Below are 19,765 nucleotides of genomic sequence, written 5' to 3' on the forward strand. Positions count from 1 at the left end.
GTTGTCTGTAAGGGCGCGCCGGGGAGAGCCGGCGCGCCCTTCTTGCTGCTTGTCGCTTGTGCGGCTTAGAACAGATCCATCGGCGCCGCTTCATCGGCCGGCAGCGGACTGCCTGGTGCAGCACCGTTGCCCAGCTCGTCTACCGAAGGCGGGGAGTCCTCGGCCTTGAAGAGCTCGAAATAGGCATTCGGCGTGCTTGGCGTGGCGGCGCGGCCGCTGACCGGGTCGACTCGCAGGCTAAGGATGCCTTCCGGTTCGGCCGGGGCGTGCTCGGGCTTGCCTTTGAGCGCCGCGCCCATGAAGTTCATCCAGATCGGCAGCGCGGCGGTGCCGCCGTACTCGCGTCGGCCCAGGGTTTCCGGCTGGTCGAAGCCAACCCACACGGTCGTCACGTAGTCGGCGTTGTAGCCGGTGAACCAGGCGTCCTTGGACTCGTTGGTGGTGCCGGTCTTGCCTGCCAGATCGCTACGGCCAAGGGCCAGGGCGCGGCGGCCGGTGCCGCGCTTGATCACGTCCTGCAGCATGCTGGTGAGAATATAAGTGGTGCGACCGTCGACGATGCGCTCGGCCACGACCGGTGCCTGTGGCGTGGGGGCTACCTGGCCCAGTGCCGAGGGTGCTTCGCCTGGCAGCGACTGGATGCTGATCGGCTGTTCCGGTGCGGCGATGCCGGCTTGGTCCTGGTCCTCTTGAGGAACCCTCGCCGGATTGGCTGTGAACAGGGTTTCACCGTTGCGGCTCTCGATGCGTTCGATCAGGTAGGGGCTGATTTTGTAGCCGCCGTTGGCGAAGGTGCTCCAGCCCGTGGCGATTTCCATCGGCGTGAGGGTTGCGGTCCCCAGCGCCAGAGACAGGTTCGGCGGCAGGTCCTGCTTGTTGAAGCCAAACTTGGCGATGTAGTCGATGGTCTTGCCCACGCCCATCGATTGCAGCAGTCGGATCGAGACCAGGTTGCGCGACTTGTACAGGGCTTCGCGCATGCGGATCGGGCCGAGGAAGGTGTTGGTGTCGTTCTTCGGGCGCCAGACCTTGTCCAGGTACTCGTCGACGAACACGATCGGTGCGTCGTTGACCAGGCTGGCGGCGGTGTAGCCGCTGTCCAGCGCGGCGCTGTAGACGAAGGGCTTGAAGCTCGAACCTGGCTGACGCTTGGCCTGCATGGCGCGGTTGTAGTTGCTCTGTTCGAACGAGAAACCGCCGACCAGTGCGCGGATGGCGCCGCTGTAAGGATCCAGGGTGACCAGTGCACTCTGGGCGCCAGGCACCTGGCTGAACTTGAGCTTGCCGTCTTCCAGGCGCTGCACGCGGATCAGGTCACCGACCTGAGCCACGTCGGCGGGCGATTGTGGGGAGCGGCCCTGGGCATTGCTGTTGAGGAACGGCCGGGCCCATTTCATGGTGTCCCAGGCTACGTGCTCTTCTTCGCCGCTGCGAGTCAGCACTTTCAGGCCGCTCTTGTCGACCTGGGTGACGATGGCAGGCTCCAGGCCCCCGAGGGTGCGCTGCTTGCTCAGTTCCTGCAGCCAGGCGGCGTGGGTCTTGCCTGGGAAGCGCGACTCCGGTCCGCGATAGCCGTGGCGCTCGTCATAATCGGATAACCCATTGAGTACGGCCTTGTTGGCCATTTCCTGCATGTCGCTCGGCACTGTGGTGGTCACGCGGAAGCCTTCGGTATAGGCGTCGCTGCCATAGCGGCCGACCATTTCGGCACGAGCCATTTCGGCAATGTAAGGCGCGTTCACCTCAGGTGTCGGTACGTGGTAGCTGGCATTGAGCGGCTCGGCCAGGGCGGCTTCGTAGCTGGCTTGGTCGATCTTGCCCAGCTTGTACATGCGGCCCAGGATCCAGTCACGACGCTCCTTGGCGCGCACCGGGTTGGCCAGCGGGTTGAAGCGCGACGGCGCCTTGGGCAGGCCAGCGATCATGGCCATCTGGGCCAGGCTGATGTCGCGGATCGACTTGCCGTAGTACACCTGCGCGGCGGCCTCGATGCCGTAGGCGCGGTTGCCCAGGTAGATCTTGTTGACGTACAGCTCGAGGATCTCGTCCTTGGTCAGCTCGCGTTCGATCTGCAAGGCCAGGAGGATTTCATTGGTCTTGCGCGAGAAGCTGCGCTCGCTGGTGAGGAAGAAGTTCTTCGCCACTTGCATGGTGATCGTGCTGCCGCCGGTCTGGATGTGACCAGACTTCACCAGCTGGGTCGCGGCGCGCATCAGGCTGCTCGGGTCGACCCCATAGTGGTTGAGGAAATTGTCGTCCTCAGCTGACAGAAGCGCCTGGATGAACTGTGGGGGAATATCCGCGAAACGGATAGGCGAGCGGCGCATTTCGCCGAATTCCGCAATCAGCTTGCCGTCGCTGCTGTACACCCTCAAGGGGATCTGCAACTGGATGCTTCTGAGGGACTCGACCGAGGGGAGGCTGGGGCTAAGATACAGAAACGCACCGCTCACACCGAGTACGAGCGCGCAGATGACTGCGACGAAAGACCACCAGAAGAACTTCAGCAGACGTATCAAGGCTTTTGGGTGTCCAGGTTGGGAGTGGATTGCACGCGGTCCGGCGGACAGGAAAAAACGCTGGGCATTATAAGCATTTTTCGCTTTGCCGGGGCGACCGGCCGGCCTGGACGGTCGGCTCCTGTAGGGCGGCACTGTGACGATCTTTCAGGGAAGAACCATGCTTGGACGTTTCGGCAGGGATGCCGGTTCACTGCTGGGGGTGGAAATCGCCTCCGGTTCCGTTCGAATCATTCAACTGCAGCGGCGCCAGGGTGGCCACACGGTCTGCGCCTGGGCCGTGGAGCCTTTCGAGGCGCCCCCGGGGCACTGGACGGCACATCCTGATGTGGTGGCCAAGGCCTTGCAACGAGCCTGGCAGCGCAGTGGCTGTCGTCAGCGTCAGGCGGCGGTGGCGCTCCCGGGCTCAGAGGTGATCTGCAAAGTACATCGGCTGCCGGCGCGGTTGTCCGACAGTGAGATGGAGGCGCAGTTGCTGGCCGAGGCCGAGCGCCTGTTTCCGTTTCCGTTGCAGGACCTCGCGCTGGACTTCCAGAGGCTCGAGGCGGTGCCAGGCCCGGTTGACGAGGTGAGCGTGCTGGTGGGGGCTTGCCGTCACCGTCTGTTGGAGCCGCTGGAGCAGGTGTTCCACAGCGCGGGCTTGCAGGTCATGACGGTCGAAGTCGATAGCCTGGCCCTGGCCCGCACGCTCGTCGCCGACCGACTGACCGCAACGGCGGTACTGAGGATCGAGGCCGATTGCGCCACTGTGCATACCTGGCCGGAGCCTTTCATGTCTCAGCGCCTGGAGCTGCGTTTCGTACCAGAGCAGGACCAGGCGCAACGCTTCGAACGTATTGGGCACTGGCTGCGCAGTGCGCTGCCGGGAACATCCGCCGAATGCCTGCAGGTCGCGCTGGGCGAGGTGCCGGAAGACGGCTGGTTGGAAGGGCTCACGCAGCAACTGGCGATGCCGTGCGAGTCACTCTGGCCTTTCGCCGGGCTGGCGGTAGTGGGCCTGCCGGTGGATTGCGCGCTGTCGTGCCGAGAGGCTGGCGGCCTGGCGCTGGCCTATGGGCTGGCGTTGGGAGGGGGGCAATGATGCTGCGGCTGAACCTGCTTCCCTGGCGCGAACGGCAACGCCGCGCGGCAGTTCGGCGCTTCAAGCTGGCCGTGCTCGCCACTGTCCTGTTCGCCTTCTGTGGCGTAATGCTGCTGGATCATCTGGCCCGTCAGCGTTTGCAGAACCAGGTGTTGGCCATTGCGCAAAGTCAGGTCATGTTGCAAGGGCAGCAGGCGGAGCTCGCGCGCATCGATGCGCTGCGTGAGCGGCGCGAGGCCATACAGGCGCAATCTTCTGCCCTGGCCCGTCTGTGGGCTGATCAAGGGCTGCCCCTGGTGGTGTTCGCCGAGTTTGAGCGGGCCATGCCAGAAGGATTGAACTTGAGCGAGCTGACCTTGCAGGACAATCGCGTACAAGTACTCGGGCTGGCGGCGTCCCCCGCTGTCCTGGCGCAGCTCATGCGCGAGCTCGAGCAGTCTGCCGTCCTACAGGGGTTGGAGCTCAAACGCCTTCGCAATGTGCCGGCGGGGGAGGAGTTCCTGTTGTTGGCCCAGGTGCCGGTCACGTGGTCATGACGTGGGCCGAGATGACCGACTGGCGGGAGTGGGGTACCCGTTCGCGGGGCTTCATTGCCGTGATTCTGGTCGCGGTGATCGCCTTGGTACTGTTTGCCGGGTGGTTCGGGCTTCTTCAGGGGCGGTATCGGACCTATCAGGTGGGCAAGAGCCAGGAGCAATCATTGAACCAGGCGTTGTCGGGCAATTCGCAGGCGCTGAGCCTGCACGAGTCTGCCAGGCAGGCGCTGGACGATGCCATGCTGCAGTTGCGCGATGCACGTTGGCGCCTGGCTGCGGGTGTGAGCATGAGTGATCTGCTCGACGAATTGACCAGTTCGGGGCATGCCCATGGGTTGGTGTTCGAACAGCTCGATGTGGAGCAGGCCCGCATCGAGACCGGCTATCAGGTAGTGCCGCTGCGGATCGAGGTTGTGGGGCGCTATGCCGCGCTGCGGTTGTGGCTGGACGAATGGTTCGGCCAGGTTCGCCTCCTGCGGGCAACGAGCCTGCGGCTTGTCGACTTGCCTGAGCGGCCAGGCTTGCTGCGCCTGCAGCTGCAAGTCGCTTCGTATCACCCAGGTGAAGAGCTGGCGGCACCGGCCTCGCTGGCCCATGAGCCGGCGAGGCCGGCGGCTCGCCCTGTGCGCGTGGATCTGTTCGTCCCCTGGTCGACTCACACCGCCGTGACGGGGCTGGCTGGCGTGCCCCTGGATCAGTTGGAGATGGTCGGCAGCCTGTCGCAGGCTGGGCATCACCAGGCTCTGCTGTGGTCCGCTGGGCGTTTGTATCGGGTGCGTTCTGGGGATCGCCTGGGGCGCAATGAGGGTGTCGTGGTACGGATCGATCGACACCAGGTCGAGGTGCGCGAGCGCGTGTTCGTTGTGGGTGTGTGGCACGAGCGGTCGGTCTACCTGACCATGGGAAAGCGGGTGAACAACGAGGTCATGGATGACGCCGAACAAACTGAAGATCGGTATGGTGGTGGCGATGCTGTCGAGCCAGGCGGCGACAGCGATGCCCTATCGGGGTGAGCCGCTGTCCCTGAACTTCCAGGACATCGAAGTGCGCGCGGCGCTGCAGGTGCTGGCCGATCATGCCGGCATCAACCTGGTTGCCAGCGACACGGTGCAAGGCAGCCTTACCTTGCGCCTTGAGGACGTGCCTTGGGATCAGGCGCTGGACCTGGTATTGCGCAGCAAAGGGCTGGCCCGACGCGAGGAGGGCAATGTACTGGTGGTCGCGCCAACAGCGGAGCTGGCAGAACAGTTTCGTGAAGCCCGGTCTGGGCAGGCGCTGGATGCGCAATTGCAACCCATGCGGCGTGAGCTGCTGCCGATCCATCACGCCAAGGCGGCGGACATGGCCGAGCTGCTGTTGGCTGCGCTTGCCGACGAGGGCATTCTCACCGGGCGCGGCAGCCTGAGTGTCGACCCGCGGACCAACACCTTGGTGGCGTATCAGCCGGCCGACCGTCTCGCCGAGTTGCGGCGACTGGTGGGGCAGTTGGACGTGCCGGTACGCCAAGTGCTGATCGAGGCGCGGATCGTTGAGGCCAACGTCGATTACGAAAAAAGCCTGGGTGTGCGCTGGGGGGCGCCGCTGGAAGGCGATACCGCCCGTCTGGGTAAAGAGCTGTTCGTCGACCTGGGCCTGGAACGAGGGACGTCCGGCATCGGATTGGGAGTGCTGCGTGGCGGGACGCTGCTGGACTTGGAGCTCAGTGCCATGGAAAAGAGCGGAAACGGCGAGATCATCTCCCAGCCCAAGGTGGTCACGGCTGACAAGGAGACCGCGCGGATCATCAAGGGTACCGAGGTGCCTTACCAGGAAACCAGCAAGAGTGGCGCAACCTCCATTTCGTTTCGCGAGGCATCGTTATCGCTTGAGGTGACGCCGCAGATCACGCCCGATGGCAAGGTCGTGATGGCTGTCAGGGTGACCAAGGACGAGCCTGACTACGTCAATGCACTGAACAACGTCCCGCCCATCCGCAAAAATGAGGTCAACGCCAAAGTGCGGGTGGCGGACGGTGAGACGATCGTAATCGGTGGCGTTTACTCGACCACGCAAAACAATGTGGTCGACAAGGTGCCATTTTTAGGCGATCTGCCGTATGTTGGCAGGCTGTTTCGACGCGATGTATTACAAGAGAAAAAATCCGAGCTGCTGGTCTTCCTGACTCCGCGTATCATGAGTGACCAGGCGATTGCTGTGAGTCGTTGATTCTGTGCGAAATTTGATACTTGTGGGACCCATGGGCGCTGGTAAAAGCACCATCGGACGCCTATTGGCCAAAGAGCTGCGCCTGCTGTTCAAGGATTCCGACAAGGAAATCGAGCTGCGAACCGGCGCCAACATCCCGTGGATCTTCGATAAAGAAGGCGAGCCGGGCTTTCGTGACCGTGAGCAGGCCATGATCGCCGAGCTCAGTAGCCTCGATGGAGTCGTCCTGGCGACCGGTGGCGGCGCGGTGATGCGTGAAGCCAATCGCAGAGCGCTGCGCGAGGGCGGGAGGGTGATCTACCTGCACGCCTCGGTGGAGCAGCAGGTCGGGCGCACCGCGCGCGATCGCAACCGGCCACTGTTGCGCACTGCCAACCCGGAGGCGACCCTGCGCGCCCTGCTGGAAACCCGCGACCCGCTCTATCGTGAGATCGCTGACCTGGTGGTGGAAACCGACGAGCGGCCGCCGCGCATGGTGGTGCTCGACATCCTTGAGCGCTTGCAGAAGTTGCCGCCCCGGTAAGCCGGGACTATTCTCGGCGACCAACGCCGAGGCGGGTTGAACGTTACCGCGCGGGGTCGCCTGGACGATGCCGCGCCCTAGTACATTGTGGGGATACATGCAGACATTAAAGGTCGACCTGGGCGAACGCAGCTACCCGATCTACATTGGCGAAGGCCTGCTGGACCAGCCTGAACTGCTGGCGCCGCACATTGCCGGACGGCAGGTCGCCATTGTCTCGAACGAAACCGTTGCTCCCCTGTATCTCGAACGTCTGAGTCGCACCCTCGGTGCCTACGCGGTGTTGCCCGTGGTGTTGCCCGATGGCGAGGCCCACAAGAACTGGGAAACCTTGCAACTGATCTTCGATGCCCTGCTCACCGCCCGGCATGATCGCCGGACCACCGTAGTGGCCCTGGGTGGTGGTGTCATCGGGGACATGGCCGGCTTCGCCGCTGCCTGCTACCAGCGCGGCGTCGACTTCATCCAGATACCGACTACCTTGTTGTCCCAGGTCGATTCCTCGGTGGGCGGCAAGACCGGCATCAATCATCCCTTGGGCAAGAACATGGTCGGCGCGTTCTATCAGCCCAACGCCGTGCTGATCGACACCGCCAGCCTAAAGACCCTGCCTGCACGCGAACTGTCGGCGGGCCTGGCCGAGGTCATCAAGTACGGCCTGATCTGCGACGAGCCGTTCCTGACTTGGCTCGAAGCCCGCATCCATGACCTGCGCGAGCTGGAGCCCGTCGCGCTCACCGAAGCCATCCGCCGCTCGTGCGCGGCCAAGGCTGCAGTGGTCGGCGCCGACGAACGCGAATCCGGCGTGCGGGCCACCCTGAACCTCGGTCATACCTTCGGTCATGCCATCGAGACCCACATGGGCTATGGCGTCTGGCTGCATGGCGAAGCCGTGGCGGCCGGTACCGTGATGGCACTGGAAATGTCCATGCGCCTGGGTTGGATCGACCAGGCTGCGCGAGATCGCGGCATCCGTCTGCTGCAGGCGGCCGGCTTGCCGGTGGTGCCTCCCCAGGAGATGACCCCTGAGCATTTCATGGAACACATGGCGGTCGACAAGAAGGTCCTCGACGGTCGCTTGCGCCTGGTGCTGCTGCGCCAGATGGGCGAGGCCGTGGTGACCGACGACTATCCGAAAGAGATTCTTCAGGCCACGTTGGCAGCGGATTACCGCGCAATCGTGGCCCAGCTTTGAGGTTGTGACAGCGCAATGACCAGTTTGCATGCCGATGAGGCGTTTCTCGACCACTATCAGTTGAGCCATGATCCGTTCGCGCCACGCGTGCCCGGTTTCAAGTTCTTCCCCGCCCAGCGCAAGCCGGTGCTGGGCCAGCTGCATCATCTGGCGCGTTACAGCCAGCTGATGCTGGTGGTCACAGGTCCCGTGGGCAGCGGCAAGACCCTGCTGCGCCAGGCCTTGGTGGCTAGCACCAACAAGCAGTCGGTGCAGAGCGTGGTGGTCTCGGCCCGTGGCGCGGGCGATGCGGCCAGCGTCCTGGCCCAGGTAGCACAGGCACTCAATGTCGCCAATGCCGAAGTGCAGACCATCCTCGCCCAAGTCGTGCAGCTGGCGTTGACCGGGCAGGAAGTCTATTTGCTGGTGGACGATGCGGAACAACTCGACGAGTCGGCACTCCAAGCGTTGCTGGAGCTGGCGGCGGGTGTTCCGGAGGGGCGTCCGCATGTGTTCCTGTTCGGTGAGCCGTCACTGATCGCCGCACTGGAAGGGCTCGATGCCGACGGGGAGCGATTCCATGTCATCGAGCTTGCGCCCTACAGCGAGGAGGAAACCCGCGAGTACCTGGAGCAGCGTCTGGATGGCGCAGGCCGGGGCATCGAGGTGTTCACCCGTGAACAGATCGTCGACATCCATGAAAACTCCGACGGCTGGCCTGGCAACATCAACCAGGTCGCCCGCGATACCTTGATCGAAGCCATGATCGCCAGCCGCAGTACGGTGAAGCGACCATCCATGGGGTTCAATATGCCTAAGAAACACGTGCTCGCGCTGTCCGCTGTCGTCGTGGTCGCGGTTGCCGCGGCGGTCCTGATGCCCAAGAAGGGCGGTGACAAGCCTGCCGAAGCGCCTGCCGCCCAGGCCCAGTTGCCGCTGGGTGAAGGCCAGCCGGCCAATGCCCAGTCCAACAACGGTGGTCCAGCCATCGAGTTCTCCGGCTCTTCCCAGCCAATGCCGCTGCCGCTGGTTGGGCAGTCGCAGCCGGTGATGCGCGAGCCGCTGGCCCAGGCAGCCGGCATGGGGGATGGCGAGGAGGGCGGCCCGGCCGGCAATACCGCGCTGCAGCCAGCCAGCCCGCCGACCGTCACGACCATCGCGCCGCCGCAAGGTGCCACTGCGGGCCCAGCCCCGACACCGGCTCAGCCCGTCACCAGTGCGCCGGTCCAGAATGTCGCCACCGCACCGGCCCAACCTGTTGCGCCTGCGCCCAAGCCCGTTGCAACCCAGCCGGCTAAGGCGGTTGCACCTGCCAAGCCTGCTCCGGCGCCGACCCAAGTCGCCACTGCCAAGCCAGTCGCCAAGCCAACCGCTGGTGGCGCGGGCAACAGCGGCTGGTACAGCGGTCAGAAGCCGGGCAACTACGTGGTGCAGATCTTCGGCACCAGCTCCGAGGCCTCGGCCCAGTCCTTCGTCAAGGCCCAGGGTGGCGACTATCGCTACTTCAAGAAGACCCTACAGGGCAAACCCCTGTACGTGGTGACCTACGGCAACTTCGCCAGTCGCGATGCAGCGGTTGCGGCAATCAAGAACTTGCCAGCCAAGGTCCAGGCTGGTAAACCTTGGCCACGAACCGTCGGCAGCGTCCAACAAGAGCTGGCCACGGCCCGCTGACACCTTCCGGGCGGCACCACCCCGCTGCCCAGTTGCCTGAGTTTCGATAAGCCTGCTGCGCCTGAGCGCGGCAGGCTTTTCTGTCCCGGACTGCCGGCCACAAGCCCTTTCTTGCAGTCATGGCTGAAACGCTTCAGACTCGAGTCAAGCCGTTACCACGGCTAATGGCGCAAAAACATTCAAAAATGCGACATAAGTTTTCAGTGATGCGTCATGAAAATTTGTGGGCGTTGCTGTCCCTGTGCAACAATGGTTTCCCATTGCCCACCGCAAAAAGCTGGCATTCGATCGGCGTGGATGGTAAGTGGTTGTACTAAAAAGAGATTTGCCTTGGTTGAGAGGCGAACCTGGTGAGAAAGTGTCTATGAAAACAGGTCTGTACCATCCCGAAGAATTCAAGGACAACTGTGGTTTCGGCCTGATCGCCCATATGACGGGCGAGGCGAGCCACCATCTTCTGCAAACCGCCATGCAGGCGCTGACCTGCATGACCCACCGCGGCGGGATCAACGCCGACGGCAAGACCGGCGACGGTTGCGGTCTGCTCATGCAGAAGCCCGATCAATTCCTGCGTGCCGTGGCCCAGGAACATTTCGCCGTCGAGCTGCCCAAGCAGTACGCCGTCGGCATGGTGTTCTTCAATCAGGACCCGGTGAAGGCCGAAGCGGCCCGCGCCAACATGGACCGTGAGATCATCAATGCCGGCCTGAAGCTGGTCGGCTGGCGCAAGGTCCCGATCGACACCAGCGTGCTTGGGCGTCTGGCCCTGGAGCGCCTGCCGCAGATCGAGCAGGTCTTCATCGGCGGCGAAGGCCTGAGCGACCAGGAATTCGCCATCAAGCTGTTCAGTGCCCGTCGTCGCTCGTCCGTGTCCAATGCCCACGACGCCGACCACTACATCTGCAGCTTCTCGCACAAGACCATCATCTACAAAGGCCTGATGATGCCGGCGGATCTTTCCGCCTTCTATCCGGACCTGGGCGATGAGCGCCTGAAAACCGCGATCTGCGTGTTCCACCAGCGCTTCTCCACCAACACCCTGCCGAAGTGGCCGCTGGCGCAGCCCTTCCGCTTCCTCGCTCACAATGGCGAGATCAACACCATCACCGGCAACCGCAACTGGGCTATCGCCCGTCGCACCAAGTTCGCCAACGATCTGATCCCCGACCTCGAAGAGCTCGGCCCGCTGGTCAACCGCGTGGGTTCCGACTCCTCGAGCATGGACAACATGCTCGAGCTGATGGTCACCGGCGGCATCGACCTGTTCCGCGGCGTGCGCATGCTGGTACCGCCAGCCTGGCAGAACGTCGAGACCATGGACGCCGACCTGCGCGCGTTCTATGAGTACAACTCCATGCACATGGAGCCGTGGGACGGCCCGGCCGGTATCGTCATGACCGAGGGCCGCCACGCGGTCTGCCTGCTGGACCGCAACGGCCTGCGTCCGGCGCGCTGGGTGACCACCAAGAACGGCTACATCACCCTGGCCTCGGAAATCGGCGTCTGGGACTACAAGCCCGAGGACGTGCTGGCCAAGGGACGCGTTGGTCCGGGCCAGATCTTCGCCGTGGACACCGAGACTGGCCAGATTCTCGACACGGACGCTATCGACAATCGTCTGAAATCGCGCCATCCCTACAAGCGCTGGCTGCGTCAGCATGCCCTGCGCATCCAGGCGACCCTGACCGACGACCAAGGCGTGGCCAGCTATGACGCTGACCAGCTCAAGCAATACATGAAGATGTTCCAGGTCACCTTCGAGGAGCGTGACCAGGTGCTGCGTCCGCTCGGCGAGCAGGGCCAGGAAGCGGTCGGCTCGATGGGCGACGACACGCCGATGGCAGTGCTGTCCCAGCGCGTGCGCTCGCCTTACGACTTCTTCCGCCAGCAGTTCGCCCAGGTGACCAACCCGCCGATCGACCCGCTGCGCGAGGCGATCGTCATGTCCCTGGAAATCTGCCTGGGCGCCGAGCGCAACATCTTCCAGGAGTCTCCCGAGCACGCCTCGCGGGTAATCCTCAGCTCCCCGGTCATCTCGCCCGCCAAGTGGCGTTCGCTGATGAACCTGGAGCGTGAAGGCTTCGACCGCCAGCTGATCGACCTCAACTATGAAGAGAGCGTTGGCCTGGAAGCGGCCATCCGCAATATCGCCGACCAGGCCGAGGAAGCCGTGCGCAGCGGCAAGACCCAGCTGGTGCTGAGCGACCGCTACATCGCCCCGGGCAAGCTGCCGGTGCATGCTTCCCTGGCCGTTGGCGCGGTGCACCACCGCCTGACCGAGCAGGGGCTGCGCTGCGACAGCAACATCCTGGTCGAGACCGCCACCGCCCGTGACCCGCACCACTTCGCCGTGCTGCTGGGCTTCGGTGCCTCGGCTGTCTACCCGTACCTGTCCTACGAAGTGCTGGCCGACCTGATCCGCACCGGCGAGGTGCTGGGCGACCTGGACGAAGTGTTCAAGTACTACCGCAAAGGTATCTCCAAAGGCCTGCTGAAGATCCTGTCGAAGATGGGCATCTCCACCATCGCCTCCTACCGCGGCGCCCAGCTGTTCGAAGCCGTGGGCCTGGCCGAGGAAGTGGTCGGCCTGAGCTTCAAGGGCGTGGCCAGCCGCATCAAGGGCGCACGCTTCGTGGACCTTGAGAACGACCAGAAGCTGCTGGCGGCCGAAGCCTGGAGCGCGCGCAAGCCGATCCAGCAGGGCGGCCTGCTCAAGTTCGTCCACGGCGGCGAGTACCACGCCTACAACCCGGATGTGGTCAACACCCTGCAGGCAGCAGTGCAGAAGGGCGACTACGCCAAGTTCAAGGAATACACCACGCTGGTCGACCAGCGTCCGGTGTCGATGATTCGCGACCTGCTCAAGGTCAAGCTGGCCGACCAGTCGTTGGCGCTGGATCAGGTCGAGCCGCTGGAGGACATCCTCAAGCGTTTCGACTCCGCGGGCATCTCCCTCGGCGCCCTGTCGCCGGAAGCCCACGAGGCCCTGGCCGAGGCGATGAACCGCCTGGGCGCGCGCTCCAACTCCGGCGAGGGCGGCGAAGACCCGGCCCGCTACGGCACCATCAAGAGCTCGAAGATCAAGCAGGTGGCCACCGGCCGCTTCGGCGTCACCCCGGAATACCTGGTCAACGCCGAAGTGCTGCAGATCAAGGTGGCCCAGGGCGCCAAGCCCGGCGAGGGCGGCCAGCTGCCTGGCGGCAAGGTCAACGGCCTGATCGCACGGCTGCGCTATGCCGTGCCGGGCGTGACCCTGATTTCGCCACCCCCGCACCATGACATCTACTCGATCGAAGACCTGGCCCAGCTGATCTACGACCTCAAGCAGGTCAATCCGCAGGCGCTGGTGTCGGTCAAGCTGGTGGCCGAGGCCGGCGTGGGCACCATCGCCGCCGGTGTGGCCAAGGCCTACGCAGACCTGATCACCATCTCCGGCTACGACGGTGGCACCGGTGCCTCGCCGCTGACCTCCATCAAGTACGCCGGTGCACCGTGGGAGCTGGGCCTGGCCGAGACCCACCAGACCCTGCGCGGCAACGACCTGCGTGGCAAGGTGCGGGTACAGACCGACGGTGGCCTGAAGACCGGCCTGGACGTGATCAAGGCGGCCATCCTCGGCGCCGAGAGCTTCGGTTTCGGCACCGCGCCGATGATCGCCCTGGGCTGCAAATACCTGCGTATCTGCCACTTGAACAACTGCGCTACCGGCGTTGCCACCCAGAACGACAAGCTGCGCAAGGACCACTACATCGGTACCGTCGACATGGTGGTGAACTTCTTCACCTTCGTCGCCGAGGAAACCCGTGAGTGGCTGGCCAAGCTGGGCGTGCGTAGCCTGGGCGAGCTGATCGGGCGTACCGATCTGCTCGACATCCTGCCAGGCGATACCGAGCGCCAGCAGTACCTGGACCTGTCGCCGCTGCTGGGCAGCTCGCACATTCCGGCCGACAAGCCGCAGTTCTGCGAAGTCGACAAGAACCCGCCGTTCGACAAAGGCGAGCTGGCCGAGAAAATGGTCGAGATGGCCCTGCCGGCGATTCGCGATCTTTCCGGTGGCGAATTCAGCCTGGACATCTGCAACTGCGACCGTTCCATCGGTGCGCGTATCTCCGGCGAGATCGCCCGCCTGCACGGCAACCAGGGCATGGCCGGTGCGCCAATCACCTTCCGCTTCAAGGGCACTGCCGGCCAGAGCTTTGGCGTGTGGAACGCCGGTGGCCTGAACCTGCACCTGGAAGGGGATGCCAACGACTACGTGGGCAAGGGCATGACCGGCGGCAAGCTGACCATCGTGCCGCCTGCCGGCAGCCCGTTCGAAACCCAGCACAGCGCCATCGTCGGCAACACCTGCCTGTATGGCGCCACAGGCGGCAAGCTGTTCGCCGCTGGCACTGCGGGCGAACGCTTCGCTGTACGTAACTCCGGCGCCCACGCTGTGGTCGAGGGTACCGGCGATCACTGCTGTGAATACATGACCGGCGGCTTTGTCTGCGTCCTGGGCAAGACCGGTTACAACTTCGGTTCTGGCATGACTGGCGGCTTCGCCTATGTGCTCGACATGGACAACACCTTCGTCGACAAACTCAACCACGAACTGGTGGAAATCCAGCGTATCAGTGGTGAGGCGATGGAGGCCTACCGCAGCCATCTGGCGCGGGTCCTTGGCGAATACGTGGAAGAGACCGGCAGCGAGTGGGGGCGCGAGCTCTCGGAGAACCTGGACGACTACGTGCGTCGCTTCTGGTTGGTCAAGCCCAAGGCCGCCAACCTCAAGCAACTGTTGTCCAGCACCCGTGCCAACCCGCAGTAAAAGCAGCTGCAAGTGGCGAGCCTCGAACTGCAAGTTGAAGCGGTTCCAGGTTCGCCCGGCTTAAGTGATCGTCTTGCGGCTTGCAGCGCTTAGCTTGCAGCTGCTGTTAAGAGGTTTTGAAAAATGGCTGAACGTCTGAACAACGACTTCCAGTTCATCGAAGTGGGCCGTAAAGACCCGAAGAAGAAGCTGCTGCGCCAGCGCAAGAAGGAGTTCGTAGAGATCTACGAACCCTTCAAGCCCCAGCAGTCGGTCGAACAGGCACACCGCTGCCTGGGTTGCGGTAACCCGTATTGCGAGTGGAAGTGCCCGGTGCACAACTTCATCCCCAACTGGCTGAAGCTGGTCTCCGAAGGCAACATCCTGGCGGCGGCGGAACTGTCGCACCAGACCAACACCCTGCCAGAAGTGTGCGGCCGTGTGTGCCCGCAGGACCGCCTGTGCGAGGGTGCCTGCACCCTCAACGACGGCTTCGGCGCGGTGACCATCGGCTCGGTGGAGAAGTACATCACCGACACTGCCTTCGCCATGGGCTGGCGCCCGGACATGTCCAAGGTCAAGCCGACTGGCAAGCGTGTCGCGGTCATCGGTGCAGGCCCTGCGGGCCTGGGCTGCGCCGACGTGCTGGTGCGCGCGGGCGTGACCCCGGTGGTGTTCGACCGCAACCCTGAAATCGGTGGCCTGCTGACCTTCGGTATTCCCGAGTTCAAGCTGGAAAAGACCGTGCTGAGCAATCGCCGCGAAGTCTTCACCGGCATGGGCATCGAGTTCCGCCTGAACACCGAGGTGGGCAAGGACATCACCATGGAACAGCTGCTCGCTGAGTACGATGCGGTGTTCATGGGCATGGGTACCTACACCTACATGAAGGGCGGCTTCCCAGGCGAGGACCTGCCGGGCGTGCATGACGCGCTGGACTTCCTGATCGCCAACGTCAATCGCAACCTGGGCTTCGAGAAGTCGCCGGAAGACTTCGTCGACATGCAGGGCAAGAAGGTGGTGGTGCTCGGCGGTGGCGATACCGCGATGGACTGCAACCGCACCTCGATCCGCCAAGGCGCCAAGTCGGTGACCTGCGCCTATCGCCGCGACGAGGCCAACATGCCGGGTTCGCGCCGCGAGGTGAAAAACGCCAAGGAAGAGGGCGTGAAGTTCCTCTACAACCGTCAGCCCATCGCCATCGTCGGCGAGGACAAGGTCGAAGGCGTGAAGGTGGTCGAGACCCGTCTGGGCGAGCCGGATGCCCGTGGCCGTCGCAGCCCCGAGCCGATTCCAGGTTCCGAGGAGATCTTGCCGGCCGATGCCGTCGTGATCGCGTTCGGCTTCCGTCCGAGCCCGGCGCCGTGGTTCGAGCAGTTCGACATCCAGACCGACAGCCAGGGCCGCGTCGTGGCACCGGAGAAGGCCAAGTTCAAGCACCAGACCAGCAACCCGAAAGTGTTCGCCGGTGGCGACATGGTGCGCGGTTCGGACCTGGTGGTGACAGCGATCTTCGAAGGCCGTACTGCGGCAGAAGGCATTCTCGACTATCTCGGCGTCTGATCCGTCAGTGGGGCTGCTTTGCAGCCCTATTGCGGCTAAAGCCGCTCCCACAGGCACAGCGCAAGTCTCGAGAATGGCGTGAGACGTGCGGGGCTGGGCGAAGGAAGGCCGCCCCGAAGCATTTTTGTATACAAAAATGCTTGATCTACGGCACTCAATAGACAAAACGCATGGCCTTGGCCGTGCCTTTTGTGTCGGCGTCTGAGAAAATGCCCGCACTTTTTTGCTGGATGCCGACATGACTGCCCTGAAGAACGATCGTTTCCTGCGTGCACTGCTCAAGCAACCCGTAGACGTCACCCCGGTCTGGATGATGCGCCAGGCCGGTCGCTACCTCCCGGAGTACCGCGCCAGCCGCGCCAAGGCCGGTGACTTCATGAGCCTGTGCATGAACCCGCAGTTCGCCTGCGAGGTCACCTTGCAGCCGCTGGACCGCTACCCGCTGGACGCGGCGATCCTCTTCTCGGACATCCTCACCATTCCCGATGCCATGGGCCAAGGCCTGTACTTCGAGACCGGCGAAGGCCCGCGCTTCAAGAAGGTCATCAGCACCCCGGCCGACATCGAAGCGCTGCCGATCCCTGATCCGCACAAAGACCTTGGCTACGTGATGGACGCCGTCAGCACCATCCGCCGCGAACTCAACGGCCGCGTACCGCTGATCGGCTTCTCCGGCAGCCCTTGGACCTTGGCCACCTACATGGTCGAAGGCGGTTCGTCCAAGGACTTCCGCAAGACCAAGGCCATGCTCTACGACAATCCCCAGGCCCTGCATCTGCTGCTGGACAAGCTCGCCCAGTCGGTCACCAGCTATCTCAACGGTCAGATCCAGGCCGGTGCCCAGGCCGTGCAGATCTTCGACACCTGGGGCGGCAACCTGTCGGCGGCGGCCTACCAGGAATTCTCCCTGGCCTACATGCGCAAGATCGTCAGCGGCCTGATCCGCGAGCACGAAGGGCGCAAGGTGCCCGTTATCCTGTTCACCAAGAACGGCGGCCTGTGGCTGGAAAGCATCGCCGAGGCCGGCGCCGACGCCTTGGGCCTGGACTGGACCTGCGAGATCGGCGATGCCCGTCGCCGGGTCGGTGACAAGGTCGCTCTGCAGGGCAACATGGACCCGACTGTGCTGTATGCCAAGCCCGAAGCCATCCGCAAGGAGGTGGCGCGGATCCTGGCAAGCTATGGCCATGGCAGCGGTCATGTGTTCAACCTGGGCCATGGCATCACGCCTGAGGTCGACCCGGAACACGCTGGTGCGTTCATCAACGCTGTGCACGAGCTGTCGGCGCAATACCACGTTTGAGTTTCGAGAAAGGCCACCTGCATCTGCTGATGCAGGTGTGCCAGCGGCTACCTTGCAGCCCATTGCGAGACCAAACAGCTCCAGGCCAGGGTCGAATTGGCGCTGGAGCCGGTTTGCGCGGTTTCAGGCAGGGGTCTTGGAAGGCAACCGGCTCAAATGCAGGGCCACCAGCAACGCCACGGCCAGCAGGCTGCCGATGAACAGGCCAATGCCGTTCCAGCCGACCTGGTGCCAGAACACACCACCGGCGGTGCCGGCGATGCTCGAACCTGCGTAGTAGCAGAACAGGTACAGCGACGAAGCCTGGCCCTTGGCCTTGAGCGCCCGGCGTCCTATCCAGCTGCTGGCCACCGAGTGGGCGCCGAAGAAGCCGAAAGTGAACACCAGCATGCCCAGGATGACCGCCACCAGTGGGCTGGTCAGGGTCATCAGCAGCCCTGCGGCCATCACCACGATACTGGCCCAGAACACCTTGCGCCGGCCCAACCTGTCGGCCAGGGCGCCGACCTGCGCGGAGCTGTAGATACCCGAGAGGTACACCACCGAGAGCAGGCCGACCAAGGCCTGGTTCATGTGGTAGGGCTCGGCCAGCAGGCGATAGCCGATGTAGTTGAACAGCGTGACGAACGCGCCCATCAGCAGGAAGGCTTCGAGGAACAGCCAAGGCAGCCCGGCGTCCTTGAAGTGCATGACGAAGCCGTCCACCAGGCTGCGCGGATTCAGCGGCTGGGGGCGGAAGTTGCGCGACTCGGGCAGTACCTTCCAGAACACCAGCGCCGCCATCAACGCCAAGCTGCCGATGGTCAGCATTGCCGTGTGCCAGCTGACGAAGTCGATCAGCACGCCCGTGATCAACCGACCGCTCATGCCGCCAATGGCATTGCCGCCGATGTACAAGCCCATGGCCAGTCCGATGTGTTGCGGGTGGATCTCTTCGCTCAGGTAGGTCATCGCCACGGCCGCCAGGCCGCTCAGCGACAGGCCGACCAGGGCGCGGGTAGCGAGCACCAGCTCCCAGCTTGGCATCACTGCGCTGGCGAGTGTCGCAAGCGCCGCGCACAGCAGGGCGAAGACCATGACCGGCTTGCGCCCGATGCGGTCCGAGATCGGCCCTGTGACCAGCAAGCCGAAGGCCAGCGTGGCGGTGGAGACCGAGAGCACCAGGCTGCTTTGCGCCGCATTGATGGAAAACTCCCGCGACAACAACGGCATCATCGGCTGCACGCAGTAAAGCAGGGCAAAGGTGGCGAAGCCGCCGCTGAACAAGGCCAGCACGGTCTTCATGAAGGCGGGGCTGCCTTTTTCTATCCAGGCGTCGTTCAGGACGGGGTCAGGGTCAAGGGATAGCGGGGCGACGGCGGATTTCACGGCAGGGTACCTCGGGGCGCGGGGGCCGGCGTTGCGATGGAAAAAAGCATATAGCTGGCTAACGATTAGATCCAATATATTGTTCGACCTGTTTGATAGGTTTTACGACTTATTTGGAGGCTTCATGGAACTGCGCCATTTGCGGTATTTCATTGCCGTGGCTGAAGAACTGCACTTTGGACGTGCGGCCCAGCAACTGGGGATTTCCCAGCCGCCCTTGAGCCAGCAGATCCAGGCTCTGGAGCAGGAATTGGGCGCGCGCCTGTTCGAGCGCACCAATCGGCGGGTGGAACTGAGCGAGGCTGGTCGCTTGTTTCTCGAAGAAGCGCGTCAGGTCCTGGCCCAGGTGGAGAAGGCTGCCGACGTCGCCCGACGGGCGCAGTTGGGCGAGTTGGGCGAAATGAAGATCGGCTTCACCTCATCGGCGCCCTTTACGTCAAAAATCCCCAAGGCATTGCATGCGTTCCGCCAGCGTTTTCCGGCGGTACACCTGAACCTTCGGGAGATGAGCAGCCGGGATGTGGCCGAGGCGGTGTTCGACGAGTCCATCGAAGTCGGCCTGATGCGGCCGATGCCCTTGCCAGAGGGGTTGGTGGCCACCGAGCTGTTCAGCGAGCCGCTGGTGGCGGTGATCAATGCCTCTCATCCGCTTGCCCAGGGCAGCGAGCAAGGGCTGTACATGCAAGCCTTGGCCCATGAGCCCTTTGTGTTCTTTCCGCGCAGCTACGGCAGTGGCCTGCATGCGCAGTTGCTGAGCCTGGCGCGACAGGCTGGGTTCAACCCGCATTTTGCCCAGGAGGCGGGGGAGGCGATGACGATCATCGGGTTGGTGTCGGCGGGGTTGGGGGTGTCGGTACTGCCGGCGTCGTTCCAGCGCATGCGCATCGACGGGGTGGTCTATCGCACGTTGCTGGACGAGGGCGCGATCACGGCGGTATGGCTTATCCAGCGCCAGGTCGGCGGATCGGCCATGGCCCGTGCCTTTGCCGAGTTGTTGACGCAGCAGGTGCTGGATTGAGGATGGACGTGG

At 63.7% G+C, this 19,765-nt stretch carries 13 protein-coding genes; 11 read left to right on the forward strand and 2 right to left on the reverse strand.

Annotated elements, in window-relative coordinates; all coding sequences use genetic code 11:
* Nucleotides 1–65 precede the first annotated feature (65 nt).
* Nucleotides 66–2,519 (reverse strand): penicillin-binding protein 1A, encoded by a 2,454-nt coding sequence (locus ABOA88_RS10165; RefSeq protein ID WP_367851519.1) that lies wholly within the window; start codon nucleotides 2,517–2,519, stop codon nucleotides 66–68.
* A 160-nt stretch (nucleotides 2,520–2,679) separates the two neighbouring features.
* On the opposite strand from ABOA88_RS10165, the gene pilM reads away from it, so the two are divergent.
* The 10 genes from pilM to hemE all read left to right on the forward strand — a co-directional run bounded on the left by pilM (nucleotide 2,680) and on the right by hemE (nucleotide 17,367).
* Nucleotides 2,680–3,600 carry a type IV pilus biogenesis protein PilM gene (gene pilM / locus ABOA88_RS10170; RefSeq protein ID WP_367851520.1) on the forward strand — a complete coding sequence of 307 codons (921 nt, stop codon included), beginning with the start codon at nucleotides 2,680–2,682 and terminating at the stop codon, nucleotides 3,598–3,600.
* On the forward strand, nucleotides 3,597–4,136 hold the full coding sequence (locus tag ABOA88_RS10175) for a PilN domain-containing protein (protein ID WP_367851521.1): 540 nt from the start codon (nucleotides 3,597–3,599) through the stop codon (nucleotides 4,134–4,136). Before pilM ends, ABOA88_RS10175 begins: the two co-directional genes overlap by 4 nt.
* Nucleotides 4,133–5,149, forward strand: coding sequence for a pilus assembly protein PilP (locus ABOA88_RS10180; protein ID WP_367851539.1), 1,017 nt, complete (start codon nucleotides 4,133–4,135; stop codon nucleotides 5,147–5,149). Before ABOA88_RS10175 ends, ABOA88_RS10180 begins: the two co-directional genes overlap by 4 nt.
* Nucleotides 5,106–6,341: a type IV pilus secretin PilQ gene (locus tag ABOA88_RS10185; RefSeq protein WP_419183398.1), complete on the forward strand. Its 1,236-nt coding sequence runs from the start codon at nucleotides 5,106–5,108 to the stop codon at nucleotides 6,339–6,341. The genes ABOA88_RS10180 and ABOA88_RS10185 overlap by 44 nt, the downstream gene beginning before the upstream one ends.
* Before the next feature lie 4 nt (nucleotides 6,342–6,345).
* On the forward strand, nucleotides 6,346–6,864 hold the full coding sequence (aroK, locus tag ABOA88_RS10190) for a shikimate kinase AroK (protein WP_367851522.1): 519 nt from the start codon (nucleotides 6,346–6,348) through the stop codon (nucleotides 6,862–6,864).
* A 97-nt stretch (nucleotides 6,865–6,961) separates the two neighbouring features.
* Nucleotides 6,962–8,059: a 3-dehydroquinate synthase gene (aroB, locus tag ABOA88_RS10195; RefSeq protein WP_196170960.1), complete on the forward strand. Its 1,098-nt coding sequence runs from the start codon at nucleotides 6,962–6,964 to the stop codon at nucleotides 8,057–8,059.
* Nucleotides 8,060–8,074: 15 nt separating this feature from the next.
* Nucleotides 8,075–9,712, forward strand: coding sequence for an AAA family ATPase (locus tag ABOA88_RS10200; protein ID WP_196170959.1), 1,638 nt, complete (start codon nucleotides 8,075–8,077; stop codon nucleotides 9,710–9,712).
* Nucleotides 9,713–10,076: 364 nt separating this feature from the next.
* Entirely contained in the window at nucleotides 10,077–14,522 is a 4,446-nt protein-coding gene (gene gltB, locus ABOA88_RS10205) for a glutamate synthase large subunit (protein WP_367851523.1), read from the forward strand.
* A gap of 123 nt (nucleotides 14,523–14,645) precedes the next feature.
* Nucleotides 14,646–16,064, forward strand: coding sequence for an FAD-dependent oxidoreductase (locus ABOA88_RS10210; protein WP_043208574.1), 1,419 nt, complete (start codon nucleotides 14,646–14,648; stop codon nucleotides 16,062–16,064).
* A 238-nt stretch (nucleotides 16,065–16,302) separates the two neighbouring features.
* Nucleotides 16,303–17,367, forward strand: a complete 1,065-nt coding sequence (gene hemE / locus ABOA88_RS10215) for a uroporphyrinogen decarboxylase (RefSeq protein WP_196170958.1) — start codon at nucleotides 16,303–16,305, stop codon at nucleotides 17,365–17,367.
* Between the two features lie 123 nt (nucleotides 17,368–17,490).
* Here hemE and ABOA88_RS10220 read toward each other — a convergent pair whose 3' ends face one another.
* A complete protein-coding gene (locus ABOA88_RS10220) occupies nucleotides 17,491–18,735 on the reverse strand; it encodes an MFS transporter (protein ID WP_196170957.1) in 1,245 nt (414 codons plus the stop codon).
* Between the two features lie 124 nt (nucleotides 18,736–18,859).
* Here ABOA88_RS10220 and ABOA88_RS10225 point away from each other — a divergent pair, with 124 nt between their 5' ends.
* The gene (locus ABOA88_RS10225) at nucleotides 18,860–19,753 is read left to right on the forward strand and encodes a LysR family transcriptional regulator (protein WP_196170956.1); all 894 of its coding nucleotides are present in this window, start codon (nucleotides 18,860–18,862) and stop codon (nucleotides 19,751–19,753) included.
* The last annotated feature ends 12 nt before the right edge of the window (nucleotides 19,754–19,765 follow it).

Source organism: Pseudomonas sp. PKS, from assembly GCF_051913525.1.
GTDB classification, from domain to species: Bacteria; Pseudomonadota; Gammaproteobacteria; order Pseudomonadales; family Pseudomonadaceae; genus Aquipseudomonas; species Aquipseudomonas guariconensis_D.